This window comes from Flavobacterium granuli, assembly GCF_900129705.1.
Classification (GTDB): domain Bacteria; phylum Bacteroidota; class Bacteroidia; order Flavobacteriales; family Flavobacteriaceae; genus Flavobacterium; species Flavobacterium granuli.
Genome location: NZ_FQWO01000004.1, coordinates 121459 through 146401, shown reverse-complemented (window position 1 = coordinate 146401; position 24943 = coordinate 121459). Strand labels below are relative to the sequence as shown.

At 35.1% G+C, this 24943-nt stretch carries 28 protein-coding genes; 12 read left to right on the top strand and 16 right to left on the bottom strand.

The window, feature by feature from the left end:
- Positions 1-150: 150 nt before the first annotated feature.
- The 12 genes from BUB25_RS16415 to BUB25_RS07280 form a co-directional block, all read right to left on the bottom strand.
- A complete protein-coding gene (locus BUB25_RS16415; protein WP_072942412.1) occupies positions 151-585 on the bottom strand; it encodes a hypothetical protein in 435 nt (144 codons plus the stop codon).
- Positions 586-623: 38 nt separating this feature from the next.
- The gene (locus BUB25_RS07330) at positions 624-3158 is read right to left on the bottom strand and encodes a heavy metal translocating P-type ATPase (RefSeq protein ID WP_072942410.1); all 2535 of its coding nucleotides are present in this window, start codon (positions 3156-3158) and stop codon (positions 624-626) included.
- A gap of 86 nt (positions 3159-3244) precedes the next feature.
- Positions 3245-3808, bottom strand: a complete 564-nt coding sequence (locus tag BUB25_RS07325; protein WP_106357453.1) for an AraC family transcriptional regulator — start codon at positions 3806-3808, stop codon at positions 3245-3247.
- Between the two features lies 1 nt (position 3809).
- Entirely contained in the window at positions 3810-4514 is a 705-nt protein-coding gene (locus tag BUB25_RS07320) for a DUF3347 domain-containing protein (protein WP_072942811.1), read from the bottom strand.
- 59 nt (positions 4515-4573) lie between these two features.
- The gene (locus BUB25_RS07315; RefSeq protein ID WP_072942405.1) at positions 4574-5383 is read right to left on the bottom strand and encodes a hypothetical protein; all 810 of its coding nucleotides are present in this window, start codon (positions 5381-5383) and stop codon (positions 4574-4576) included.
- Between the two features lies 1 nt (position 5384).
- Entirely contained in the window at positions 5385-5912 is a 528-nt protein-coding gene (locus tag BUB25_RS07310; RefSeq protein ID WP_072942403.1) for a heavy-metal-associated domain-containing protein, read from the bottom strand.
- A gap of 5 nt (positions 5913-5917) precedes the next feature.
- Positions 5918-6397, bottom strand: coding sequence for a TlpA family protein disulfide reductase (locus tag BUB25_RS07305; RefSeq protein WP_072942401.1), 480 nt, complete (start codon positions 6395-6397; stop codon positions 5918-5920).
- Between the two features lie 31 nt (positions 6398-6428).
- Entirely contained in the window at positions 6429-7289 is an 861-nt protein-coding gene (locus BUB25_RS07300; protein WP_072942809.1) for a DUF3347 domain-containing protein, read from the bottom strand.
- Between the two features lie 294 nt (positions 7290-7583).
- Positions 7584-7949 carry a hypothetical protein gene (locus tag BUB25_RS07295; protein ID WP_072942399.1) on the bottom strand — a complete coding sequence of 122 codons (366 nt, stop codon included), beginning with the start codon at positions 7947-7949 and terminating at the stop codon, positions 7584-7586.
- An 84-nt stretch (positions 7950-8033) separates the two neighbouring features.
- Complete coding sequence (locus BUB25_RS07290) at positions 8034-8378, bottom strand: phage holin family protein (protein WP_072942396.1); 345 nt, start codon at positions 8376-8378, stop codon at positions 8034-8036.
- Between the two features lie 54 nt (positions 8379-8432).
- Complete coding sequence (locus BUB25_RS07285) at positions 8433-9194, bottom strand: alpha/beta fold hydrolase (protein WP_072942394.1); 762 nt, start codon at positions 9192-9194, stop codon at positions 8433-8435.
- A gap of 95 nt (positions 9195-9289) precedes the next feature.
- Positions 9290-10003, bottom strand: a complete 714-nt coding sequence (locus BUB25_RS07280; RefSeq protein ID WP_072942392.1) for a pyridoxine 5'-phosphate synthase — start codon at positions 10001-10003, stop codon at positions 9290-9292.
- A gap of 116 nt (positions 10004-10119) precedes the next feature.
- Between BUB25_RS07280 and BUB25_RS07275 the strand changes: the two genes are divergently transcribed.
- The 8 genes from BUB25_RS07275 to murI all read left to right on the top strand — a co-directional run bounded on the left by BUB25_RS07275 (position 10120) and on the right by murI (position 18476).
- The gene (locus tag BUB25_RS07275) at positions 10120-10776 is read left to right on the top strand and encodes a CBS domain-containing protein (protein ID WP_072942390.1); all 657 of its coding nucleotides are present in this window, start codon (positions 10120-10122) and stop codon (positions 10774-10776) included.
- A 67-nt stretch (positions 10777-10843) separates the two neighbouring features.
- Positions 10844-11728 (top strand): NAD kinase, encoded by an 885-nt coding sequence (locus tag BUB25_RS07270; RefSeq protein WP_072942387.1) that lies wholly within the window; start codon positions 10844-10846, stop codon positions 11726-11728.
- A gap of 173 nt (positions 11729-11901) precedes the next feature.
- A complete protein-coding gene (porG, locus tag BUB25_RS07265) occupies positions 11902-12585 on the top strand; it encodes a type IX secretion system protein PorG (protein WP_072942385.1) in 684 nt (227 codons plus the stop codon).
- A gap of 3 nt (positions 12586-12588) precedes the next feature.
- Positions 12589-13329, top strand: a complete 741-nt coding sequence (locus tag BUB25_RS07260) for an isoprenyl transferase (protein WP_072942383.1) — start codon at positions 12589-12591, stop codon at positions 13327-13329.
- Positions 13262-16006 (top strand): outer membrane protein assembly factor BamA, encoded by a 2745-nt coding sequence (gene bamA, locus BUB25_RS07255; protein WP_072942380.1) that lies wholly within the window; start codon positions 13262-13264, stop codon positions 16004-16006. Before BUB25_RS07260 ends, bamA begins: the two co-directional genes overlap by 68 nt.
- A gap of 37 nt (positions 16007-16043) precedes the next feature.
- Entirely contained in the window at positions 16044-17054 is a 1011-nt protein-coding gene (locus BUB25_RS07250; RefSeq protein WP_072942377.1) for an OmpH/Skp family outer membrane protein, read from the top strand.
- 26 nt (positions 17055-17080) lie between these two features.
- Positions 17081-17581 carry an OmpH/Skp family outer membrane protein gene (locus tag BUB25_RS07245; protein ID WP_072942375.1) on the top strand — a complete coding sequence of 167 codons (501 nt, stop codon included), beginning with the start codon at positions 17081-17083 and terminating at the stop codon, positions 17579-17581.
- A 118-nt stretch (positions 17582-17699) separates the two neighbouring features.
- Positions 17700-18476 carry a glutamate racemase gene (gene murI, locus BUB25_RS07240; RefSeq protein ID WP_072942373.1) on the top strand — a complete coding sequence of 259 codons (777 nt, stop codon included), beginning with the start codon at positions 17700-17702 and terminating at the stop codon, positions 18474-18476.
- A 4-nt stretch (positions 18477-18480) separates the two neighbouring features.
- On the opposite strand, the gene BUB25_RS07235 is transcribed toward murI, so the two are convergent.
- Together BUB25_RS07235 and BUB25_RS07230 are read right to left on the bottom strand one after the other, a co-directional pair.
- Positions 18481-18999 (bottom strand): gamma carbonic anhydrase family protein, encoded by a 519-nt coding sequence (locus tag BUB25_RS07235; RefSeq protein ID WP_072942371.1) that lies wholly within the window; start codon positions 18997-18999, stop codon positions 18481-18483.
- Positions 19000-19019: 20 nt separating this feature from the next.
- Positions 19020-20006 (bottom strand): PorP/SprF family type IX secretion system membrane protein, encoded by a 987-nt coding sequence (locus BUB25_RS07230; RefSeq protein ID WP_072942369.1) that lies wholly within the window; start codon positions 20004-20006, stop codon positions 19020-19022.
- Positions 20007-20146: 140 nt separating this feature from the next.
- Here BUB25_RS07230 and BUB25_RS07225 point away from each other — a divergent pair, with 140 nt between their 5' ends.
- The 4 genes from BUB25_RS07225 to BUB25_RS07205 all read left to right on the top strand — a co-directional run bounded on the left by BUB25_RS07225 (position 20147) and on the right by BUB25_RS07205 (position 22917).
- Positions 20147-21046 carry a NifU family protein gene (locus BUB25_RS07225; protein WP_072942355.1) on the top strand — a complete coding sequence of 300 codons (900 nt, stop codon included), beginning with the start codon at positions 20147-20149 and terminating at the stop codon, positions 21044-21046.
- Positions 21047-21165: 119 nt separating this feature from the next.
- Positions 21166-21366, top strand: coding sequence for a dodecin family protein (locus tag BUB25_RS07220; protein ID WP_072942353.1), 201 nt, complete (start codon positions 21166-21168; stop codon positions 21364-21366).
- 205 nt (positions 21367-21571) lie between these two features.
- Positions 21572-21985, top strand: coding sequence for a hypothetical protein (locus tag BUB25_RS07210; protein WP_072942349.1), 414 nt, complete (start codon positions 21572-21574; stop codon positions 21983-21985).
- A 104-nt stretch (positions 21986-22089) separates the two neighbouring features.
- Complete coding sequence (locus tag BUB25_RS07205; protein ID WP_072942347.1) at positions 22090-22917, top strand: mechanosensitive ion channel family protein; 828 nt, start codon at positions 22090-22092, stop codon at positions 22915-22917.
- Between the two features lie 7 nt (positions 22918-22924).
- On the opposite strand, the gene tsaB is transcribed toward BUB25_RS07205, so the two are convergent.
- Positions 22925-23593, bottom strand: a complete 669-nt coding sequence (tsaB, locus tag BUB25_RS07200) for a tRNA (adenosine(37)-N6)-threonylcarbamoyltransferase complex dimerization subunit type 1 TsaB (RefSeq protein WP_072942345.1) — start codon at positions 23591-23593, stop codon at positions 22925-22927.
- Between the two features lie 50 nt (positions 23594-23643).
- Positions 23644-24939: an efflux RND transporter periplasmic adaptor subunit gene (locus BUB25_RS07195; protein WP_072942342.1), complete on the bottom strand. Its 1296-nt coding sequence runs from the start codon at positions 24937-24939 to the stop codon at positions 23644-23646.
- Between the last annotated feature and the right edge of the window lie 4 nt (positions 24940-24943).

Genomic DNA, 24943 nt, shown 5'->3' with positions numbered 1-24943 from the left:
CCTATGAGCCAATACTATTAATAACAGTGCAAAAAACAATATTGAAAACCACCAAAAAACATGCATTCCCATAAATGAGTAGGCTCCCATATGCATTCCTTCATTATCCTGATTATTCATAACTTTATCGTTTTTGGATTATTTTAAATCTTAGTGATGTCCTTTATGATCTTCTTCTTTTTTAGATTTTTGATCCATTGCTTTCATTTTCTGCATCATCTCCATCATTTTTTCGTTTTTCATCATCGTTCTACACATTTCGAACATCATTGTAGTATCACTTTTGGCCTTATTCATCATTTCAGCCATCATACTTTTCATCATTTCGGGGTTTTCCTTCATCATCTCCATCATTTCAGCATGCTTTTTCATCATCATCATCCCCTTGTCCTCCATCTTCATTTCGCCCATTTTAATCTTCATCAACATTTTAATCATTTCCTTAGACATACTTTCGTCATTGGCAATGGCGTTCATGATTTCAGTTCTTCTCTCTGTTTTTGACAAAACTTTATTGGTAGACTGACAGGAAAATAAAAAAGCCGCTACACCCAGCATTAATACTAATTTTCGAACTGTTTTCATGATTTTCTTTTTTAGATTAAAAGCAAACTACAACATCATTACAATTTTAAATTACGCAATCGTAAGGCATTTCCAATAACGGAAACGGAGCTAAAACTCATCGCTAAAGCTGCAATCATAGGAGACAACAACAACCCGAAAAAAGGATACAATACTCCGGCCGCAATTGGAATTCCCAAGACATTATAAAAGAAAGCAAAGAATAAATTTTGATTGATATTTTTCATCACCGCATGACTTAACTTTTTTGCTTTCACGATTCCTTGTAAATCGCCTTTTACCAAGGTTATTTTAGCACTTTCAATCGCCACATCAGTACCGGTTCCCATCGCAATTCCGATATTAGCTTGAGCTAAAGCTGGCGCATCGTTGATTCCGTCACCCGCCATCGCTACAATTTTCCCTTCGGCTTGTAATTTCTTAATCTCCTTGAGTTTATCTTCAGGCAAACAACCCGCAATAAAGGAAGTCAGTTGTAATTCATCGGCGACAGCCTTAGCGGTATTTTTATTATCGCCTGTCATCATAATAACTTCAACTCCTTGACGCATCAATTCTTTTACAGCCGCAACACTTGTCGCTTTGATCGCATCAGTGATGGTCACATAGCCTAAAACTGCTTTATCTACAGCGATATACGAAACTGTTTTTCCCAGCTTTTGTTCTGCAACAATTTTATTTTCAATTTCAGTCGAAACCGTTGCTCCAACTTGTTCCAATAAACTTTTATTCCCTAAGGCTACTTTTTTATTGGCTACTGTTCCTATCACTCCTTTTCCGGTTACTGCCTCAAAATCGTCAACTTTAACTAATGAAATGTTTTTAGCTTTTGCAAAATTTACTACGGCTTGCGCCAAAGGATGCTCGCTATACTGATTTAATGAAGCTATATTTTGCAGTAAATCATCCTCTTGATTATTAGAAGAAAACACTTTTTCTACAGAAGGTTTTCCCTCAGTTATAGTTCCCGTTTTATCTGTAATCAGTACATTAACCTTATTCATGTTTTCTAATGCTTCTGCATTTTTTATCAAAACCCCAGATTGCGCTCCTTTACCCACGCCCACCATTACTGACATGGGTGTCGCCAATCCTAATGCGCATGGGCAGGCGATAATCAGCACTGCAATGGCGTTGATAAATCCATAAACCAAAGCCGGTTCCGGACCAAAACTTGCCCAAATAAAAAAAGTAAGTATGGCCACCATCACAACAATAGGCACAAAATACTTCGCAATCCTATCGGCCATTTTTTGAATAGGTGCTCTAGATCGACTGGCAGTATTGACCATCTGCACAATTTGAGAAAGTAAGGTTTCAGAACCTACTTTCTCAGCAATCATAACAAAGGATTTATTGCCATTTATCGTTCCTGCAACAACAGCATCATCGATTTTTTTATCCACTGGAATGGGCTCTCCCGAAATCATCGATTCATCAATCGTACTTTCTCCGGCAGTTATTTTTCCGTCAACAGGAATTTTTTCTCCCGGTTTCACTCTTAACGAATCACCTTTCTTAATATCTTGAACAGCAATTACCTTATCGACTCCGTCAATGACTACTGTGGCTACTGTGGGCGCCAACTTCAATAATTCTTTAATTGCCCCACTGGTTCTACTGTGGGCTTTGACTTCTAATAGTTGTCCTAATAAAACCAAAGTCAATATCACTGTTGTTGCTTCAAAATACAGATGCACTGTTCCTCCATGAGATTTAAATTCATGCGGAAAAATATCCGGAAAAAGCAAAGCTGTTAAACTAAACAGAAAAGCTACTCCGGAACCAATTCCAATAAGGGTGAACATATTTAAATTCCAAGTGACAATTGACTTCCAGGCGCGTTCAAAAAACATCCAAGCAGCATAAAAAACAACCGGAAGCGACAAAACAAGCTGAACCCAATTCCAGCCTGAAGTGTCCATGATTTTCAATAATGGATTATTGGGAATCATGTCTGACATGGCAATAATAAAAATGGGGACTGTGAAAATAAGGGCTATTTTCATTTTATGTAACAGATCAAGATAGGTCTTATTTTCCTCGCTTTCTACGGGTTCCATTGGCACTAAATCCATCCCACAAATAGGACAAGATCCAGGTCCTTCTTGAATAATTTCAGGATGCATCGGGCAGGTATACATTATTTTGGGCGAACTTAATTCTGGAACTTTTTCCAGATTCATTCCGCAAACAGGGCAGCTTCCCGGCTTGTCATACACCTTATCTCCTTCGCAATGCATAGGGCAATAGTATTTTCCGGGAGCATTCATCAAAACAGGATGCTTCACTTTATGATTATGCTTTTTTTCGGTACCGCAGCAGGATTTCGCCATCGGTTCTTCTTTATCCGCTGTAGTAGCAGACTTACTCATTTCTATGGTGTAGTTGCCTACTTTAGACAAAGCTTGTTGTAATTCTGAGGTCGGAATATGATTATTCATTGTAATGGTAGCCAAAGAGGACTCTAAAACCACTGTGACCTGAATCCCTTCTATGGCATTCAGCGTTTTTTCCACTTTGGTACGACAACCATCGCAACTCATTCCGCTAATAGTATAGGTATGTGTCATTATATTGTATCTTAAAATTAGTAATACAAAGTTGCCACTAAATAAGACTTTGACCCTTATACAATTTTGGTTCTCTTTTGTATCTTTTATAGATTTTCAAGAGGTTGACGTTTTTGCTCTTTCAAAGTTTTGAAATACGTAGGTGTCAGACCTGTTACTTTTTTAAATTGCTTGCTTAAATGCGATGCACTGCTATAATTAAGCTGAAAAGCAATCTCATTCAAACTTAATTCATCATAAACCAACAATTCTTTTACTCTTTCAATTTTTTGAAGGATATAATATTGCTCAATAGTAGTGCCTTCTTGCAATGAAAATAAATTACTGATGTAGCTGTAATCGTTCCCGATGGCGGCTACTAAATAATCTGATAAATTTGTTTTGAAACGATTGCCGTTGAAATGGACTAATTCCACAATCAGGTTTTTTACCTTTTCAACTATTCGCTTTTTTTTATCATCTATAATTTCGAAACCCAAAACAAGCAATCGCTCGTTCAGTTCATGCTCTTTTTCTTTTTCTAAATCTTCGGAAATTTCTACTTCACCCAATTCAACCGAGACGGGATGAAGTCCAAACTTTCGCAGTTCAGACTTCACCACCATGACACATCGGTTGCAAACCATGTTTTTTATATATAAGTTCAAAATACTATTTTAAAGCGGCTACAATTCTGCCACAATTTAACATTTGAGAGCCAAAATACGGATTTCGGATTTCTTTGGTTTCAGAAATCCAGTACCCACTTTTTCCTTCTTCATACATTGGACAATAAGCCTGATAGAGTTTTTTATCTGTTCCAAAAGCTTTTATAAGATCATTCATGTCTTTACTCAACAAGGCAAAATACGTTCTTTGATGCTCTATATCAGTAGGATTTTCAATAATATGTTTCAAATGTTCATTAATAACACTGGAAATTTTCACATATTTCTTTTTCCCAACCTCATCCAATTTACTCGAATTCAAGGAGTTTAAAGTTACGGATAAAATCTCAGATACTTTGGCCGCAGCCTTAGAATCGTCATTAACTAATGCATTGGCCAGTTTCAAATAATCCTCAACTGCTTTATTGATTGTAAATGAAGACGAAGTTGCTTCATTTACTTTAGTTTCCACTTTGGCTTCAACAACTGCCTTTGAGGTTGCTTGGCTAATTGGCTCTGTCAATTCCATATCACATACTGGACATAAATCTCCTTTTTTACCAATAACCTCAGGATGCATCGGACAAGTATATTGCCCAGAAGCCGTTTCTGTATGTTCCAAATTAGAAGTCTCAGCCTCCTTACTTTTTTGGTTGCAACCAATAAACAAGAATGCAACGGCAATTATCGAAAAGATTTTATTTTTCATTTTATTAAATTTAATTGTTAGCATTTTGATTAATACCTTTTTTCTAAAGTCAGTTTCATCTACTTGGTTACATTAAAGAAAGTATATTCCAGTTTTAGATAAAAACCATCTGGAGCAGAACGGAGCATCGAACTGTACAATTCTTTTTTGTAAGCCACATCAATTCTCGCCTGGCTGTTAATAATAAATTGAACAGAAGGCACCACATCCAAATACGACTTTCCATTATCAGTCAAAGTTTGCCCAACAAATTCCAACATCGTATTGATATTAGTTTGTTTAAAGCTAGTGTATTTTTTAGGATGCATCAATCTTCCTACAGAAAAAGTATAATTTAAAACATTGCTTGCCAGAAATTCCGGGAATTCATAATCCGGTTTATTGGCCGTTGCCTTTCCGTAACTAACAGAAGAACTAATCGCTACTTTCTTGATCAATTGTGTCGCTACCAAACCCGCTTCATAGCCCGAATTTCCGGCAGTCAGATCAATAGCTTCTTGCCTTATAGGTAAATTGTTCCAGCTGTAACGCCCAAAAGCAGCCATACGAAAATGACTTTGCAAATCATCTACCGAAAAGAAACGATACTTGGCATAAACACCAGCACCTTCGGCTTTCAATCCATTAGTGGCATTAGTCGAAAAAACAGATCCGCGCACCATCAAATTCTTATTGATTCCCCAAGTCACCTCAGGCGAAAGATTATAAACGGAGCCACTGCCTATTTCCTTTTTCATCAAAGATTGACCAACGCGAACCCCAATGGAACCCGCAGGCACATTGCTCGCGGGTTCAGTAACTACAAATAATTCCTGAGCATTCATTTCGAACGAAATCAAAGCCAATAAAACAATAGATAAATACCTCATATTATAAAGTTTTCACATGATAATCATCCTCATTCTCTAACACATAACTCGGATATTTTGAATAGGATTTTATTAATTTTTTATATTCTTTTTGAGTTACAAAACCTTTATCCAGCACTTTCACTCTAGTTTCAGCCGATAAAACTTGATTTTTGCTGTCAATAAAAACAAATGAAGCCTCTCCTTTTTTAACAACAAGATTATCTTCAATTTTTAAATTATCAAAAGGCATTGTCAGCACCATTGAACCCACAAAAAATCCTGCTTTTTCAACGGCATTTTTAAGCACTTTAGGCTGAACAGCATTGTCTTTCTTGAAATAAACCGTAAAGGTATTGGTATTCAAATCAGTGCCTACGCTGTCCACTTCGGTCATTGCTTTCAACTGTTTGTTTATCGCGTTTGAACACATCGAACAGGTCAGTCCCGTTGCCATTATTTCGGCTTTTGAGATTTGAGCATAGGTTTGCACACTTGTCATTAAAGCTAAAAGTGCGATTGCTACCAATTTTATATTGGGTGTTTTCATAGTATTTATTTTTTGATTTGAGCAATAATTTCTTCCTCTGTTGGGTTGATTGCGATTAATTTTCCTGTAGTGTCAAAAAGATAAGCTGCCGGTAATTCCTCTACTCCAAAAGCCACTGCTGATTTAGCGTCGAATCCTTTGGCATCTATTAATTGCTGGTGTTTCATTTTGTCTTTTGCAATGGCGTTCAACCATTTTGTCTTATCGGTATCGATGGATATTCCAACAATTTCAAAGTCTTTGTCTTTATAACTATCATAGATTTTAACTAATTTTCTGTTTGCCAATCGGCAAGGACCGCACCAAGAAGCCCAAAAATCTACCAGAACTGTTTTTCCTTTGAATGAATCTAATTTCACCACAGTATTTTGATTGCTTTGCAATTCGATATCAGGAAAAGTATCTCCCAATTTCACTTGGGCCTTAACGCTTGAAAAAACAAGCATTAAACCGAAAGCCAGAATTATATTTTTTACTTTAATCATTAATTTATCATTTTAAACAGCCTTGACTGAATTATTTCTTAATCGTTTCGACAGTTTTTCCACAGCTCAACATTTGAGAACCATAATAAGGATTTTTAACCGAATCTTCTTTACTTAACCAATTTGCTCCTTTTCCTCCATTTGCCATAGGACAAAACTGATAATAAACAGGAACTTCATATTTGGCCACCTTTATTAGATCATGCATATTTTTAGACAAAGACATAAATAGGGTTCTTTGTTTTTTGACATCTTGTGTTTCAGAAATTGCTTTGGCTTCTGTATTTAAATCTTTCATTACTTTCATCCAAACCATGTGAACGTCCATCGTCAATTGATCCATTTGAACAGCATTAAGAGCCAAAAGCAATTCTTTGGCCTTGGCCGAAGCCGTTGCGCCATCCGTTTTTACCAATGCATCTTTTACCAAAAAGTAAGTATCGAAAACCGCATTTAATTGATTCGCTTCCGGCTGTACCTTATTGGTTTCCATCGCATGATTGGCATGATTTTCTGTTTTTGTCGTTGCCATTCCGGTTTCGGCTGTTTTTGCTTCTCTGTCGTATTGACAACAACCGTGTAATTGATCATAAACTGCATCCGGAGCCAAAAATTTATCGCTATCATAACCAGACAATGCCACACGTTTCAAGATTTCGTCTGAATTGGTTTTCTTAGCATCATAGGTTATAGTAGCCATTTTCGTGTCAGCATTCCAATCTACCTTTGCTACTTTTTTAACGTTGGCAGCTGTTTCGATATTTTTTTTACACATACCACAGTTTCCATAAATTTTAATGTTTTCGGTGGTAGCATTTTTAATTTGCGCATTCGCGATAGTGACTGAAAGCAATAGCGTCATTGCCATCAATATGTTTTTTATTGATTTCATTTTGTAGATATTTAATGTTGTTTTTAAAAGTCGAATGTAATTTGCAGAATTGCCTTTGGTATTTATATCATCGTATACAACTTTGTTTTGGCATTCGATGATTTTCAATTAAGCCCCATTTGCAGCAATGCTCCTTTCATTCTAATATTAATTTAGAAGTGAGATAAACCTAAAGCACGAAACAAACTATAGCGCAATGACTATAATTAAAAATGTATTTAGATTAAAATTTAATGATTTTAAAGCACAAGAAGGCTTTGAATCAGACAGACTTCTGGCTGTCAATAAAGGAATTTAGCTTATTTTAGGTGGAAGCCAAACAGAACGAAAATCAGAAGAGATAAAGATTTCCGAATAATAATAATTTTGATTTTCTTTCGAAAAAAGGAAAGTTTGGTTCAACTCTTCATAGAATACAGAAGGCAAGCCCAGATGAACAACAGGACTACAAGAAATATTCTTACAGGCTCCATCGCAACCGCTATGCGAACTTTCATTTGATTTTTTATTCTTCTTACAACAATCAGGAGTTTCAGTTTGCGAAGAAGATTCTTTTTTACAACAGGCTTTCTCTGTCTTTGTGCCACATGCAAAAGCTAAGCTTGGCATCATAAAGAAACCAAACATAACCAACAATAAGATGTAAAACTTTTTAGACATTCCTGCTGAATTAAAAAGCAAAGGTATAAAATTAGCCGTTATTGTAATTCTATACCTTCATAAATAGTTGTTAAAGGCCGTTGATTATTTCCCTTCGCCCAATATCCCATTCATTATAGACTGCAATAAAGACAGGACAATACTAAACAATAAGGCGATCCAAAACGAATCAACAACAAACCCGCCTACAATATTTGTACACAATAAAATAATCAATGCATTAATAACCAGCAAAAACAATCCTAATGTAAGAATAGTTACAGGCAAAGTAAGTATTATCAATATAGGCTTGATAAATATATTAAGTAACCCAAGAACAATGGCGACAAATAAAGCCGTAGTAAAACCAGCCACATGAACTCCTGGTAAGATGTGAGAAATAAGTAAAACCAGAGCTGATGTAACCAGAATTTTAAGAATTAGTTTCATGAATTTTTGTTTTAAAATTTTAATAAAAGTACTACTAATTTAAATTAGTTGCATTTATTTTAAAAAAGAAAATACCATTTGACGAAACAATACCGGATTTTCGGCGTGAAGCCAATGGCCCGCATTTGGAATTGTTTCTAAAACTGAATCCGGAAAATGCTGTTTTATGTTTTCCATATCACTGTCTAAAATATAATTGGAATTTGCGCCGCGAATAAAAAGAGTAGGCTTCTCAAAAACCGTATTCTCCGGTAAGGCTACCCCAATTTTATCCATTTTCGTATTGAAAACTTCCAGATTAAATCGGAAAGCCAATTGCCCCGGTTCTTTCCAATACAAACTTTTCATCAGGAATTGTCGTGTCCCAAAATCAGGGATATGCTGAGACAAAATTTCTTCGACTTCGTTTCGGCTTGGCTTTTTCGAAAAATCAACCGCATTCAAACCGGCCAAAATAGCTTGATGGTGTTGCGGATAGAATTTTGGACCAATATCGGCAACGATAAGTTTATCCACCAATGCCGGATAAGTCGTCGCCAAAAGCATGGCTACCTTCCCGCCCATCGAATGTCCTATGATATTTATTTTTTCCAGATTATTGGCTTTACAATATTCGAAAACATCTTGAACCATTATTTCATAACTAAATTCCTCCGAATGGAAGCTTCGTCCGTGATTGCGCAAATCTAACATGTGAACCTGAAACCCGTCTGAGGCAAATTGCGTTCCCAGTGTTTTCCAATTGTCTGACATTCCCAGAAATCCGTGAAGAATTAAGAGCGGTTGACCGGAACCTTCTATTTTTGAATACAGCATTTTGATTTTAGATTTTAGAATACCGATTTTAGATTGCAGAAAATGACTTTGAAAGTAAAATCAAAAATCATCATTCGTTAATCTTCAATCGAAAATCATTTTAATTTTTGTAAATACATATTAACTACGTTCTCCAAGCCTAAGTACAGCGCCTCAGAAATCAGCGCATGCCCGATTGAAACCTCGAGTAAACCTGGAATATTTTGTTTGAAAAACTGAATATTATCCAAACTCAAATCGTGACCAGCGTTGATACCCAATCCCAATTCATTAGCCAAAACTGCCGATTTTATGTAAGGATCAATTCCGCTTTCAATTCCCAAACTGTATTGATGTGCAAAAGCTTCAGTGTACAATTCGATTCTATCTGTACCGGTTTTTTTGGCTCCTTCTATCATTTCTAAAACGGGATCCACAAAGATGGAAGTTCGAATGCCGTTGCGCTGAAACTCCTGAATCATCTCAGTCAAATAGGCTTGATTTTTAACAGTATCCCAACCAGCCGAAGAAGTAATCGCTCCAATCGCATCAGGAACCAAGGTAACTTGATCCGGCTTACATTCTAAAACCAAGTCGATAAAATTATGTTGTGGATTTCCTTCTATATTATATTCGGTGTAAACGATAGCTTTCAAATCGCGGGCATCCTGATAGCGAATGTGACGTTCGTCCGGACGCGGATGAATCGTGATTCCTTGTGCGCCAAATTTTTGAATGTCGGTGGCTACCTTCAATAAATCGGGAACATTTCCTCCACGCGCATTACGTAAAGTAGCTATTTTGTTGATATTTACACTTAACTTTGTCATTGGTACACTTTTTATTTATGAAACAACTGTTTTACAATGGCAAAAATACAAAGTAAAAGGTAGGACTATTTGCCTTTTTTTGATTATTTTGCATAAAAATTAAGTATTCATTTAAGATGGAAATTACGAACTACATAACCACGGACTATAAAGCCATTGACAGCCAAGAGACTATTACAGCTGTTAAAGACTTTTTTACTGAGTTGGGCTATTCGCATTTCCCCGTGACCGAAAACGGGATTTACATTGGTAGTGTCTCATCAGATGATGTTGAAACTTTTGACGATGATAAAAAGCTACTTGATTACAAATACACTCTTGAAGGTTTTTTTACCAAAACAGATTCCATCTGGCTTGAAGTTTTAGAAGTTTTTGCAAAAAACCACACCGATCTGGTTCCGGTATTAGACCAAAACAATACTTATGTGGGCTATTATATGATAGAGGACATCATGAGTTTTTTTCACCAAACCCCTTTTTTGAAGGAGCAAGGACGAATTATAAAAGTTAAAAAAGGAATATCGGATTATTCAATGGGACAAATCGCCCAAATTGTGGAAAGCAATAACGGTAAACTCTTAGGACTCTTCATTTCGGAATCAGACAATGAAAACGTTGAAGTAACGATAAAAATCACCTTGGGAGCTATTAATGAAATTATTCAAACCTTTAGAAGATACAATTACGAAATTACTTCTGAACACAATGAAGACGACTACATCAATAATCTAAAGGAGCGTTCAGACTATCTGGATAAATACCTTAATATGTAAAAAATGAATTAGAGGAGGCAATTAAAAGTGATCAATTACCTCATCTAATTATCAAATTTAAAAAAAAATGAAAGTAGCCATATACGGTCAATATTACCAGAACAGCACCGAGCCAATTATAAGAGACATCTTTTTATTTTTCAACGAAAAAAAGGTAGAATTAGTTATTGAATCTAATTTCTTAAATATTCTTCACGAAAAAAGACTGGTCGAAAAAGAATACAAAACTTTCAAATCTCATACGGAACTGGATCAAAGTTTTGATATGCTAATCAGTGTTGGCGGTGATGGAACGATTTTAAGAGCCGCTACTTTAGTCCGGGATTCAGGTGTGCCTATATTGGGAATAAATGCAGGCAGACTAGGATTTCTAGCCACAGTTCAAAAAGACAGCATTGCTGAATTCTTGCAATTTACAATCGACAAGAAATACACCCTGTCTAAGCGAACCTTATTAACTTTGACCTGTTCACCAGAAAACGAATCCTTTCAGGATATTAATTTTGCGATGAACGAAGTTACTGTCAATCGAAAAGATACTACTTCGATGATTACCATCGAAACCTATCTGAATGGAGAATATCTAAACTCTTATTGGGCCGACGGTTTGATCATTTCTACACCAACAGGATCAACAGGATATTCGTTAAGCTGCGGCGGACCAATATTAACTCCTGACGTAAAAAGCTTAGTCATAACCCCTATTGCTCCCCACAATCTAAACGCCAGACCGCTTGTTATTCCTGATGAAACCGAAATTAGATTAAAAATAACCGGAAGAGAAGAACACTATCTCGTTTCTTTGGACTCAAGGGTAAATACCATTAAAAAAGAATCCATATTAACCATAAAGAAAACACCTTTTCATATTAATATGGTCGAAATCCCAGAAGAAACTTTTCTAAAAACGCTTCGTTCAAAACTACTTTGGGGTGAAGACAAAAGAAATTAATTCTTTTTTCGCTAACAGACTATACGATTCCATCCATTTCATCCGTTTTACTTTAGACAATTTTAATTGATATCGTCCTAAGCAGCCTATTATTGAAATAAAAGGCATATTTAACAGATTAGATATTGATTCGTATTGATTATTATTATATTTGCACGCAATTTTTAATTAAAATGAGTAAAACTTTCAGCTTATTTATATGCTTATTCCTAAGTATGGCTATGCAAGCGCAAATCCATGAAATAGGTGTGTTTATTGGCGGAAGCAACTATATTGGTGACATTGGCCCAACGACCTATATCGCTCCCAATGAACCTGCTTTAGGACTTCTTTACAAATGGAACAAAAGTCCTAGACACGCATGGAGAGCTTCATACACGATGTCCAAAATCAGTTCGAATGACCTCAATTCAAAAGAACCCAGTAGAAACCAAAGAGCATATCATTTTGAAAATAACCTAAAAGAATTATCTTTAGGCCTTGAATTTAATTTTTTTGATTTCAATCTTCATCAATTAGGGCGAAAAACAACTCCTTATGTATACAGTGGGTTGAGTTATTTCAGCTATGAAGAATTGTATTTTCAGTGGGGAGAAACACAAAAAGACAAGAATGCAAATTCATTAGCTATCCCCATGATTGTGGGAATTAAATCAAATATTTCAAGAAGTCTAATCTTGGCAGCCGAAATTGGAGCACGTTACACATTTACTGATAATCTAGATGGTAGCAACCCTAAGAATGAGAATTTGAAACCATTTCAATTTGGAAATATTAATAATAATGATTGGTATGTTTTTTCAGGGTTTACATTAACATATACCTTTGGCGAAAAACCTTGTTATTGCGCAGAATAAAAAATGAATTTACTAGAGAATATAAACAAGAATAAGCTACCAAGACATTTAGCCATTATTATGGACGGCAACGGTCGTTGGGCGAAACAGCAAGGTTTTTTGAGAACAATTGGACACGAGAGCGGTTCGAAGTCCGTGAAGGAAATCATCAAAACAAGTGCCAAGTTAGGCATTGAGTTCCTGACCTTATATGCTTTTTCGACAGAAAACTGGAACAGACCTAAAATAGAGGTCGACACTTTAATGAAAATCCTTATTAGATCCCTAAAAAAGGAACTCCCAACATTAGAGCAAAACAATATCAGACTAAATACGATAGGCAACTTAGAAAAACTACCTCAATCAGCTCAAAAAGAACTGCTTGATGTCATCGAAAAAACCAAGAACAACACTCACATGACTTTAACATTAGCGTTGAGTTACGGCGCAAGGGAAGAGATGGTTAGCGCAATAAAAGAGATCAGTAATAAAGTTAAAAATAATATAATTTCGATAGACAGTATTGACGATTCAATTATAAATGAGCATCTTTACACGCATGATTTACCTGATGTAGATTTATTAATACGAACAAGTGGAGAACATAGGATAAGTAATTTCCTGTTATGGCAGATAGCCTACGCAGAATTGTATTTTACTGATATATTGTGGCCTGACTTTAAAGAACAAGATTTATATGAGGCTATTGTTAGTTATCAAAAAAGAGAACGTAGATTTGGAAAAACAAGTGAACAAATTAAATAAATTTTCAGTGTTGAATAAAAGTACTAAAGCAATTCTTTCCCTATTATTATTGGGAAGTTTTTCACAAATTAAAGCTCAAGAAAAAGTTCCTTTTGACCAAGGAAAAAAATACATCCTTGCTGGTGTTTCAGTAACCAGTGAAATCAGCTTCAACGAACAAACAGTAGTAACCTTTGCCGGACTTGAAAAAGGACAGGAAATTACCGTTCCAGGAGAAGAAATCAGTAGTGCCATCAAAAAACTAGGGAAACTAGGGCTTTTTGATGAAATTTCATTTTACATTAATCATATTCAAAATGACAGCATCTACCTTGATCTAGACATCAAGGAACTTCCAAAACTGAACGAAGTAAAATTTGTTGGAGTTAAAAAAAGCAAAACCGAAGCGCTGATTAAAGATAACGGCCTTAACAAAGGCAAAGTAGTAAATGAAAATTTAATTACAACTACCAAAAACTACATCGAAAACAAGTATAAAAAAGATGGCTTCTACAACACCAAAGTGAACTTAAATATTGTAAAAGACACATCGGCAACAAACCAAGTCAATATGGTCGTTAGTGTTGACAAAGGAGAAAAGATAAAAATCCAGGAAATTGATTTTGTAGGAAACGAAAAATTATCAGACAAAACCTTGCGTAAGGCAATGAAAGATACGAAGCAAAAAAATCCTATTCGATTATTAAAAGCATCTAAATTCATAAAAGAAAAATACAAAACCGATTTAGAAAAAGTAATTGCAGCCTATAAGGAAAAAGGATATAGAGATGCCAGAATCCTTTCAGATTCTGTTACTTACAACAAAGACAAAAATACTTTAGCCATAAAAATAAACGTAGAAGAAGGAAACAAATACTACTTTGGAAACATTAAATTCCTAGGAAACACAGTATATCCGGATCAAGGACTTAGCAGAATGTTAGGCATCAAGAAAGGAGAAACATACAACGGTACACTTCTTGAAAAAAGAATCGCCGACAAGTCAAAACCAGACGGAGATGACATTACCAATTTATACCAAAACAATGGTTATTTATTTTCGAACATCAATGCCGTTGAAGTAAAAACAGCAAATGACACCATCGATTTTGAAATAAGAATCACCGAAGGTCCTTTGGCGTATTTCAACAAAATATCAGTTGTAGGAAATGACAAAACCAATGACCGCGTCATCTACAGAGAACTAAGAACAAAACCAGGTGAAAAATACAGCAAAGAACAACTGGTAAGAACCATTCGCGAAATTGGACAACTAGGCTTCTTTGATCCTGAAGCAATCGATCCTAAATTTAAAAATGTAGATGCAGGTGCAGGAACCGTTGATATTGAGTACAATCTTGTCGAAAAAGGATCCAGCCAAATCGAACTTCAAGGAGGTTATGGAGGCGGAGGTTTTATAGGTACTCTTGGATTATCTTTTAACAATTTCTCAGCCAGAAACTTATTAAATAAAGACGCTTACAAACCGCTACCTATGGGAGATGGTCAAAAAGTTTCGCTACGTTTACAAGGAAGTACTTATTTTCAGACTTATAGCGTATCTTTCTCTGAACCTTGGTTTGGACAAAAGAAACCGGTACAATTCAGCACCTCTTTGTCCTATAGCAAACAATTCTTAAACAATTACATTACGTATAAAGTAGATAAAACTAAAAGCTTTAACATCCTGACTTTATCGGTAGGTTTAGCCAAAAGACTAACCGTTCCAGATGATTTCTTTGTATTATCACAATCTATAAGTTACCAACATTACGACCTAAACAATTACAACACTGGTTTATTTACTTTCGGTAACGGAACATCAAGAAATTTTGCCTATACTGTTGGACTTTCTAGAAGCAATAAAGGAGTGAATCCTATATTCCCTACTTCTGGATCCGAATTCAGTATCACAGCAAAACTGACACCTCCTTATTCATTAGTAAACGGAACTAATTATGCAACATTAGGAGACAAAGCAGAATACAAATACAAATACAGCGGAACATCATACACAGGTTCTGACGGAATAATTGTAAAAGAAGGAGACTATGTTAGCGCTATACCAACATCCGCAAACCCTTCTCCGAATAAAGTCACTAATTTACAAGATGCCGCTGCTGATCCCGCATTGGTTGACCAAAAGAAATACGATTGGTTAGAATATTACAAAGTAAAGTTCAAAGCGGATTGGTATACCAAAATTTATGGTAAATTAGTATTGCGAACATTAACTGAATTTGGATTCTTAGGAGCATACAATCAAGACAGAGGTTCAATTCCTTTTGAAAGATTCTATGTAGGAGGTGATGGAATGGCCAATTATTCAATGGACGGTAGAGAAACCATCCAATTAAGAGGATACCCAAACAACTCACTTACGCCTATTAATAGCACTGGAGAACAAATTGGAGCAACTGTATACAATAAATTCTCTATGGAATTGCGTTATCCAATAACATTGAAAGCATCAGCCTCTATTTATGCATTGGCATTTTTGGAAGCAGGTTCATCCTATCCAGATTTCAAAAGCTACAATCCGTTTGCTCTAAGCCGTTCTGCCGGTGTTGGTTTACGTGTATTCATGCCTGCTTTTGGATTATTAGGAATTGATTTTGCAAATGGTTTCGACGCCTTACCAGGTCAATCAAAACCAAATGGATGGGAAACCCATTTCATTATTGGGCAGCAATTTTAAAAAAAATTGGCCTATAATTTTCTAATACTATAAAGCTATGAGAAAACAAATTTTATTTCTATTTTTAGCCTCGATTGTAGCCAGTGCGGCCCATTCACAAGCTAAAGGAACAAAAGTAGGCTACATCGATATGGAATACATTTTACAAAATGTACCCAATTATAATCAAGCCAATATCCAATTAGAGCAAAAAGCTCAAAAATGGAAACAAGAAATAGAGGCCAAAAAGATTGAAATTAATAAATTAAGAGAAACTCTCAATTCCGAAAAACCTTTACTGACAAAAGGTCTAATCGAAGAAAGAGAATCTGAGATTAAGTTCCTTGAAAATGAATTACTGGATTTTCAGCAAAATAGGTTTGGAGCCAATGGCGCTTTAATGACCCAAAAATCAGCTTTGACAAAGCCCATACAAGATCAGGTTTTCACAGCCATACAAGATATTGCAGAAGCCAGAAATTATGATTTAATTTTTGACAAATCTTCTGACCTAACAATCCTTTTTGCGGCAAAAAAATTCGATATTAGCGACCAGGTTTTACGCGTATTGAATAGAGCTGAAAAAAGAGACAAGCTGACAAAAAAAGAAATTGCTGATGAAGAAGAGTTAGAAAGAAAACAAGAGGCAATGGATGACAATCCGGCCTTGGCTGAAAAAGAAAAAGCCTTAGAGGAAAGAAAGTCCGTTAGAGATCAACTCATAGCCGACAGGAAATTAGCTCAAGAAGCTAAGAAAAAAGAATTTGAAGATCGAAGAGCAAAAATTTTAGCAGATAGAGAAGCTAAAAAAAATGGCACGGTTTCTGCCTCTGATAAAAAAGAAGATGTAAAACCTACTAATAGCAGTAGTCCTGCAAAAGATTCTAAAACAACAGCTGCCGAAGAAGCCATTCAAAAACAAGCCGACGCAAAAGCTAAAACATTAGAAGACCGAAAAAAACTATTAGAAGATCGAAAAAAAGCGATAGAAGAAAAAAGATTGAGAACGCTCCAAGTTAGAGATTCTATAAAAAAAGCAAGAGAAGAAAAATTAAAACCAAAACAATAAATTAATTACTTAATATTTTAAAAACGATGAAACAAATTAAAACTTTATTAATTGCTGCAATATTTATCCTAGGAGCAAGTCAAACTAGTAATGCTCAAGCAAAAACAGCCCATGTTGATGTAAGTGAAATCATGTCCAAAATGCCAGCAATGCTTGACGCCCAAAAACAATTGGAAAAATTAAGCGCAACTTATGATACCGAATACAAAAAAATGGTAGATGAGTACCAAACAAAATTAAAAAAATACGAAGCAGAATCAGCTACTGTTACTGATGCAATAAATGCAGATCGTTCTAAAGAAGTTCAGGACATGCAAAAAAGAATTGTTGATTACAGAGACAATGCTCAAAAAGAATTGCAACAAAAAGAATCTGATATTGTAAAACCACTAATGGAAAAAGTAAGAACTTCAATCCAAAAAGTAGGAAAAGCTAAAGGCTTCCAATACGTATTAGACGGTTCTTCTCTTTTACTTGCTGACGGTCCAAACTTAACTGCAGATGTAAAAAAAGATTTAGGTTTCTAATAAATACAATCCTTACAATCTAAAAAAAACGCTCAACCAAAAATTTGGAATGAGCGTTTTTTTTTAGATAGAATTATTTTTTTAGGATAATTAATACAGAGAACTTAACTTTGCTTTAATGGATAACAATCAAGCGATCGGTATTTTTGACTCAGGCATAGGAGGCACATCAATTTGGAAAGAGATTCATCATCTACTTCCGAACGAAAAAACCATCTATCTAGCAGACAGTAAAAACGCACCTTATGGACAAAAATCCAAAGAAGAAATTATTGCATTGAGCATGAAAAATACTGATTTTCTGCTTCAGATGAATTGCAAACTGATAGTCGTGGCTTGCAATACGGCAACCACAAATGCGATCAAGGAATTAAGAGAAAAATACGATGTCCCTTTTATTGGCATTGAACCGGCAATAAAACCCGCAGCTACTAATTCAAAAACCCAGACCATAGGTATTCTAGCCACACAAGGCACTCTAAATAGCGATCTTTTTCACCGTACGGTACAAAAGTACGAAAGCACTAAAATAATTGAACAAGTAGGACATGGATTAGTCCAACTGATTGAAAGTGGTAAAATCAATTCACCAGAAATGACTCAATTGCTCCATTCCTACCTCAACCCAATGATTGAAGCCAATATCGATTATCTTGTCTTAGGTTGCAGCCATTACCCTTACTTGATACCTCAGATCAAAAAAATTCTTCCTAATCATATTCAAATAATTGATTCAGGCGAAGCAGTAGCCAAGCAAACGCAGCATTTATTGCAAGAAAAGATTGGTTTTAATACACAAAAAAATATCGAAACTATTTTTTACACCAATACCGACCCGTCTGTGTTAAAAGACATTTTAGAAAATAAATACGAAGTCACCCAAATAGATTTTTGATGGATTACAATTCGTCTTTAAACCAACCGGAATACATTACATAATTATTCGAAATACGCTCAATCTCTCCCGCAAAATCAGATTGATCTATATCCTTCACTTTTCTGGCAGGTACGCCAGCCCAAATTGTCCCTGATTCCACAACAGTATTTTGGGTAATTACTGCACCAGCCGCTACAATAGAATTACTTTCTATTACACAATTATCCATCACTATTGCTCCCATTCCTATCAGCACATTATCGTGCACAATACAGCCATGTACTATAGCATTGTGCCCTATAGAAACATTATTCCCTATTATTGTAGGATGCTTTTTATAAGTACAATGAATAACGGCTCCATCTTGTATATTTACTTTATTGCCTATTTTAATAAAGTTAACATCGCCTCTTATAACAGCATTAAACCAAACACTACAAGATTTACCAAAAGAAACATCACCTACAATCGTAGCATTTTCAGCTACATAACAATCTTCAGGAATAAGCGGAGATTTTCCGTTTACAGATTTTATTACCATTAAAATATAAAAATTTAGATTTAATTAATTGCGGGACAGTAGCAATCGTATTTCTCACGTTTACAAAACAAATTAATCCCTAAAGTGATTTGATGATAACCTCCATTATCAAATTTCACCGCTCCCGTAAGATGGGAATAAGTATAAGCCACCATAAAATTTTTATAATTCACACCTAAAATAGGAGTAATATACTGCAATTTCTGCTTAGCTATCCCTGTGTTATTACTATACTCAGCACCTTCCAGACTTCTACGATACGACAACCCTCCCCAAAGCTGACCAAAATCAATGCTCTTGTATACTTTCATATTCAAATCGACTGATTTTTCCTTGGTTTTATCAACTAGCATTAACAATACTGATGGTTCAAACAAAATTCGATCTTTATTTCCAAAAACATAACCGGCACTCAACAAATATTTTCTCAAATTATCACTTTCATACTCTGTGTAAAGATCACGTCTTGTTTCCAAAGCCCCCTGAACTGTGGCATGAGCATAAAAATCCAAATAATTATAAGACGCGCCTATATCAACATTAAAATAAGAATCCTTTTGAATTTGACCAAATACCGTTGGATCAAAACCTACAAACTCCGTTTCATCCAATTGATTTTGGATCAATCCAGCGCTTACTCCAAAAGACAATTGATTCAAATCTATTTCATCTCTAGAGAACATAATGTGATGCGCAAAACTAAGTTTCACTCCTTTTTGAGAATGATAACCGTTCTTATCATTAAAAATAATAATTCCTGCACCGGATTTCTCCCCCAGTCTTCCATTAAAACTTAAAGTTTGAAGCTCGGGTGCATCTTGTTGACCAAACCATTGTTTGCGGGCTGTCAGTCTGATCTTGGCACAATTTGAAGCCCCTGCCATAGAAGGATGAATCAAATAATAATTATCTGAAAGATAGTCAGAGTAAACCGGAATACCCTCTTGACCAAAAGAATACAGGCTCACAAAAAAACAAAATAAATAATACTTGATTTTGATTTTCATTGGATAATTTTTAATGTAAAAAAATAATTCAATAAAATTTAGGCAAAAAAGATGTACTAAAGTTAATTAAATAATTAATATATCAAATATAGCTATTCGTAGAAAATAACTTTAGTAAATTTGTAAAAAATTACAAGATCATGATAAAAGTTAGCATAAAAGAAACTCAAAATCCAACTATACTAAAATTTGAATTCGAAGATTTCATCACAAAAAACGAAAATTTTGAATTTAAAAACATCGACGAAGCCAAAGCATCGCCTCTTGCTCAACAATTATTTTATTTGCCATTTGTAAAAACCGTCTACATTTCGGGAAATTTTATTGCAATCGAAAGATTTAGTATCGTAGAATGGGAAGACGTAAAAGATGCCGTAGCAGAGCAAATTGAAAGCTTTGTGAACAATGGCGGCACCATCATCACAATCGATGAAAACAAGACCAAAAAACAACCTATAACCGTATATGGAGAAACCACTCCTAATCCGGCTGCATTAAAATTTGTCGTAAGTCGCATGTTGACTAAAACGGCAATCGAATTCAAAAATATTGACGAAGCCACCGCTTCTCCTTTGGTACAGGAACTTTTTAAATTCCCTTATGTAAAAGAAGTTTTTATCGACGAAAACTACATCTCAGTTACAAAATACGAAGTAAACAACTGGGACGAAATAACGCTGGAACTAAGAAGTTTCATCAAACAATACATCGAAAATGGCGGAACGGTGCTTGACGAAAGTCTAATTGCTATCAACGACAAAAAAGAAAACAACAAAAATGAAGATTTCGATAAGCTAGATGTTACCTCGCAACAAATCATTAACATCCTTGAAGAATATGTAAAACCTGCAGTTGCCGCCGATGGAGGAAATATTGCTTTCGATTCTTTTGATGAAGAAACCAAAACAGTCAAAGTAATCCTTCAAGGAGCTTGTAGCGGTTGCCCTTCTTCGACTTTTACCCTAAAAAGCGGTATAGAAAACATGTTAAAAAGCATGCTAAACGATGATAAAATAAATGTAGAAGCAGCAAACGCCTAAGCAACAAAAAAGACAACATATTGACACACTATTGGTTAGTGAATTTAAATTTCATTTTTTTTTCTGAAAATCTAAAAAAAAATCATTAAATTTAAGATCAACTAAAAAAAATAGAAATTATGTCAGTATTAAAAGTCATTGAAGTCCTTTCCAGTTCTGAAGTTAGTTGGGAAGAAGCAACTCAAAAAGCAATATCCAAAGCTTCAAAATCTGTTAAACACATACGTTCTGTTTATGTACAAGAGCAAAGTGCGGCAGTAAAAGACGGTAAAATATCAGAATACAGAGTCAATCTAAAAATTACTTTTGAACTTGAATAAGTTGATTCAAATCATAAAAAAAGCGTTTCATAAGAAACGCTTTTTTTATGATCTTACCTGTTGTATTTTAAAAAAACACGCCCTTTCCACTTTTACAATAACCAAAAACACACAAATAATTGATTTACAATTAATTATTAACACCAAACAGAGACAACCAACACAAAAAAAGATTAATATTGTATCTTAATCAAATAAAAAAAACATGGGACTATCATCATTTTTCAAAAACTTATTTGGCTCAGCCAAAGAAACAACTAATGAATTAGCAACTAAAGCCGAAGCTGCTGCACAAGAAATAAAGGAAACTGCTACACCATACCTGCAGCAAGCCGAAGCCTTTGCAGAAGAAAAAATAGAAGATCTAAAACAAGCAGCCGAACCTTATATGGACAAAGCCGAAATATATGCTGATCAGGCTAAAGATTTAGTTCAAGAATATACTGAAAAAGCAAGTACCGCCTTAGGCAATGTTGTCGAAACCGTAAAAGAAAACACTATTGAAGCTCAGAAAAAAACAGCAGAAATTACTTCAAATACAGTTGAAATTGTCTCTGACAAAACGGAAACAACTATCAATGAGACATCAGAAGATATAGATAACCTAAACAAAGAGTAAATTGATTTAGAAAAAGTTAAAATCATTTTATAGAAAATAATAATTTGTAATTTTGTCACCTAAACTCAAACCTTCTCTAAGAGAGGGTTTTTTATTTTAAAAAAATGTACTTAAGCCCTGAACATCTTACCAATTATGCCGAAACCTTTATCAACGTTTTAATTGATTATTCTCCAAAATTAATTTCGGCTTTTCTAATTCTTTTTGTTGGTCTCTATGCCATAAGGATTATTAATAGATCTATTAGAAAAATAATGATCAAAAGGGAATTAGAGCCCACTTTGACTAAATTTCTGACAGATATATTACTTTGGGTATTGAGAGTATTATTATTCGTTACATTCATCGAAAAGCTGGGAATTGGAGCTTCTTCTTTTGTAGCCATTCTGGGCGCTATAGGGCTTGCGGTAGGACTTTCGCTTCAAGGTTCGCTGTCTAATTTTGCAGGAGGAGTGTTGATTATTCTTTTTAAACCATTCAAAGTTGGAGACACTATTGAAGCACAGGGAATCATAGCTTCTGTTAGCGAGATACAAATATTTTCAACAAAATTAATAACAGCAAACAATCAAACCGTTTTTATACCAAACGGAGCATTATCTAATGGTACTATTATCAACCACTCGATGCAAGGCTACCGAAGAGCGGATTTGACCTTTGCTATTTCTTATGATTCGGATATCAAAAAAGCAAAAGATATAATTACAAATGTTTTAAAGGCTAATCCAAAAGTACTTAAAACTCCTGGCTTTGAAGTTTCTGTAAAAAGCCTAACAGACACTTCGATCCAGTTAGCGGTAAGACCTTGGGCTACTAATGAAAATTTTGGTTCGATTACTTCGGAAACATTAGAAAATTGCAAAATTGCATTTGATGCAGCAGGTATTTCAATACAGCCTTTTGTAAAAGGACTATCTAAAAACGAGGCCTAATAACATCCTATTTCTTGGGAGTAGTGACCATAAAATCTTTTAAATAATAAGGTTCAAAATAAGCGACATCTACAGTGTCGCTTATTTTATATTTTTCAAAGCTCAAAGAACTCATTTCGTTTGCAGAAGGATATTTTATTTGTTCCAAGAAAACAAAATTTTCCTTAGTAAGTACTGTTTTGCATTTTTCGGCACAATCTCCCACAAAGTAAATCGTCTCCGTTAAATCATCAAAAGAATCCTCAGTAATAACTTCGGCTTGAGTCGCTCTTATAGTTTCTAAATTTGGACTAAATATAGCGCTATACACTTCCATTCTTCTGGCATCAATCATTGGAATAATCAATCCCGAAGAAACAGCAACTTGTGCCGACAAAGTTTGCAACGTATCTACCGCTATCAAGGGAATTCCTAAGGCAAAACACAAACCTTTGGCTGCCGAAACGCCTATACGCAAACCGGTATAAGAACCCGGTCCCTGACTTACGGCAATAGCAACCAAATCTCTGTAACCGATTCCGGCTTCTTTTAAACTTTCCTCAATAAAAACGTGCAAACGCTCGGCATGAGAATAGCCTTCTTCAGCAATTTCTTTGCATACAATAGTTTTTCCTTCTTTTGCAATAGCAACAGAACAATTTTTTGTGGAGGTTTCGATATTAAGAATATAAGACAATGCTTTTTAATTTAAGATTCGTAAGAGCTACAAATGTAAAATAAAACTATTTATTTCTTACTCTTTTCTTTATCTGTCTTCACCGTCACCTTGTCTCCTGAATTCAATTCTTTAGTAACTGTAGTATAAGGTCCTGTAATTACGACATCTCCTTTTTTCAGACCGTTTATAATCTCAATATTAGTGTCGTCTTGAATTCCTGTTTTAATGACGCGAATTTTTGCCTTATCACCTACTTTTACAAAAACACATTCGAATTTTTTATCACTTTTAGGAGCTGCTTTTTTATCATCGGCTACCTCATACTTCTCTACTCCTTTTACTGCAGCAGTATCGGATTTGATAACTATGGAGCTAATCGGGACATTTAAAACATTCGATTTGGTCTTCGTAATAATATCAACAGTCGCCGTCATTCCTGGTCTAAAAGGAGAATACGTTTCCGGCTTTCCAGCCAATAAATCCGCATAGGATTCTTTCAAAATTCTAACTTTTACTTTAAAATTAGTCACCTGATCCGCTGTCAAAGCAGTACTAGCCGAATTGGATATACTAGTAACCATTCCCTTGAATTGTTTTTTCAAATAAGCATCAACCTCAACATTAGCCTGATCTCCTACTTTAATTTTCACAATATCATTTTCATTTACATCGACCTCAACTTCCATATTATTCAGGTTGGCGACTCTTAGAATTTCTGTTCCAGTCATCTGTTGAGTTCCCAAAACACGTTCCCCTAATTCTACATTAAGCATCGAAATAGTCCCATCTGCAGGAGAAAAAATGATGGTTCTCCCCAGATTATCTTTGGCCTCATTGACAGATGCCGAAGCACTTTGAACATTAAAATAAGCCGATTGCTTTGTTGCCTTGGCCACTTCAAAAGAAGCCGTAGCCTTATCCCAATCCGACTTAGAAATAATCCCTTTTTCAAATAAGGATTTATTCCTGTCGTAACTTGCTTTCGCCTCTTTAAACTGCGCATCGGCTTGAGTCAAACCCGCTTTAGAACCCGATAATCCTGCAATGGTTCTGTTTAAACTTGAAGTATACAAATCAGGATTTATTTTTACCAATAAATCTCCTTTTTTAACCACTTGTCCTTCTTTCACTGGCAAAGAAATAATTTCGCCCGAAACCATTGAAGCTATTTTAACCTCAATTTCTGGCTGAATCTTACCTGTGGCAGAAACTGTTTCTACTATAGTCGAAACATTTACCTGAGCAGTTTCTACCTCGATTCCTGTATCCTTATTCCCAATCACCCCACTTTTGGAAAGCGTAATTAAAGCAACTATTACTAAAACTGCTCCACCTACTATATAATAAACTGTTTTTTTAGACATAATG

Excerpts from the sequence above, each read along its gene's own strand:
- BUB25_RS16415 (WP_072942412.1), bottom strand. The coding sequence starts at position 585 with ATGAAAACAGTTCGAAAATTAGTATTAATGCTGGGTGTAGCGGCTTTT.
- BUB25_RS07330 (WP_072942410.1), bottom strand. The coding sequence starts at position 3,158 with ATGACACATACCTATACTATTAGCGGAATGAGTTGCGATGGTTGTCGT.
- BUB25_RS07320 (WP_072942811.1), bottom strand. The coding sequence starts at position 4,514 with ATGAAAAATAAAATCTTTTCGATAATTGCCGTTGCATTCTTGTTTATT.
- BUB25_RS07315 (WP_072942405.1), bottom strand. The coding sequence starts at position 5,383 with ATGAGGTATTTATCTATTGTTTTATTGGCTTTGATTTCGTTCGAAATG.
- BUB25_RS07310 (WP_072942403.1), bottom strand. The coding sequence starts at position 5,912 with ATGAAAACACCCAATATAAAATTGGTAGCAATCGCACTTTTAGCTTTA.
- BUB25_RS07305 (WP_072942401.1), bottom strand. The coding sequence starts at position 6,397 with ATGATTAAAGTAAAAAATATAATTCTGGCTTTCGGTTTAATGCTTGTT.
- BUB25_RS07300 (WP_072942809.1), bottom strand. The coding sequence starts at position 7,289 with ATGAAATCAATAAAAAACATATTGATGGCAATGACGCTATTGCTTTCA.
- BUB25_RS07295 (WP_072942399.1), bottom strand. The coding sequence starts at position 7,949 with ATGTCTAAAAAGTTTTACATCTTATTGTTGGTTATGTTTGGTTTCTTT.
- BUB25_RS07290 (WP_072942396.1), bottom strand. The coding sequence starts at position 8,378 with ATGAAACTAATTCTTAAAATTCTGGTTACATCAGCTCTGGTTTTACTT.
- BUB25_RS07285 (WP_072942394.1), bottom strand. The coding sequence starts at position 9,194 with ATGCTGTATTCAAAAATAGAAGGTTCCGGTCAACCGCTCTTAATTCTT.
- BUB25_RS07280 (WP_072942392.1), bottom strand. The coding sequence starts at position 10,003 with ATGACAAAGTTAAGTGTAAATATCAACAAAATAGCTACTTTACGTAAT.
- BUB25_RS07275 (WP_072942390.1), top strand. The coding sequence starts at position 10,120 with ATGGAAATTACGAACTACATAACCACGGACTATAAAGCCATTGACAGC.
- BUB25_RS07270 (WP_072942387.1), top strand. The coding sequence starts at position 10,844 with ATGAAAGTAGCCATATACGGTCAATATTACCAGAACAGCACCGAGCCA.
- porG (WP_072942385.1), top strand. The coding sequence starts at position 11,902 with ATGAGTAAAACTTTCAGCTTATTTATATGCTTATTCCTAAGTATGGCT.
- BUB25_RS07260 (WP_072942383.1), top strand. The coding sequence starts at position 12,589 with ATGAATTTACTAGAGAATATAAACAAGAATAAGCTACCAAGACATTTA.
- bamA (WP_072942380.1), top strand. The coding sequence starts at position 13,262 with ATGAGGCTATTGTTAGTTATCAAAAAAGAGAACGTAGATTTGGAAAAA.
- BUB25_RS07250 (WP_072942377.1), top strand. The coding sequence starts at position 16,044 with ATGAGAAAACAAATTTTATTTCTATTTTTAGCCTCGATTGTAGCCAGT.
- BUB25_RS07245 (WP_072942375.1), top strand. The coding sequence starts at position 17,081 with ATGAAACAAATTAAAACTTTATTAATTGCTGCAATATTTATCCTAGGA.
- murI (WP_072942373.1), top strand. The coding sequence starts at position 17,700 with ATGGATAACAATCAAGCGATCGGTATTTTTGACTCAGGCATAGGAGGC.
- BUB25_RS07235 (WP_072942371.1), bottom strand. The coding sequence starts at position 18,999 with ATGGTAATAAAATCTGTAAACGGAAAATCTCCGCTTATTCCTGAAGAT.
- BUB25_RS07230 (WP_072942369.1), bottom strand. The coding sequence starts at position 20,006 with ATGAAAATCAAAATCAAGTATTATTTATTTTGTTTTTTTGTGAGCCTG.
- BUB25_RS07225 (WP_072942355.1), top strand. The coding sequence starts at position 20,147 with ATGATAAAAGTTAGCATAAAAGAAACTCAAAATCCAACTATACTAAAA.
- BUB25_RS07220 (WP_072942353.1), top strand. The coding sequence starts at position 21,166 with ATGTCAGTATTAAAAGTCATTGAAGTCCTTTCCAGTTCTGAAGTTAGT.
- BUB25_RS07210 (WP_072942349.1), top strand. The coding sequence starts at position 21,572 with ATGGGACTATCATCATTTTTCAAAAACTTATTTGGCTCAGCCAAAGAA.
- BUB25_RS07205 (WP_072942347.1), top strand. The coding sequence starts at position 22,090 with ATGTACTTAAGCCCTGAACATCTTACCAATTATGCCGAAACCTTTATC.
- BUB25_RS07195 (WP_072942342.1), bottom strand. The coding sequence starts at position 24,939 with ATGTCTAAAAAAACAGTTTATTATATAGTAGGTGGAGCAGTTTTAGTA.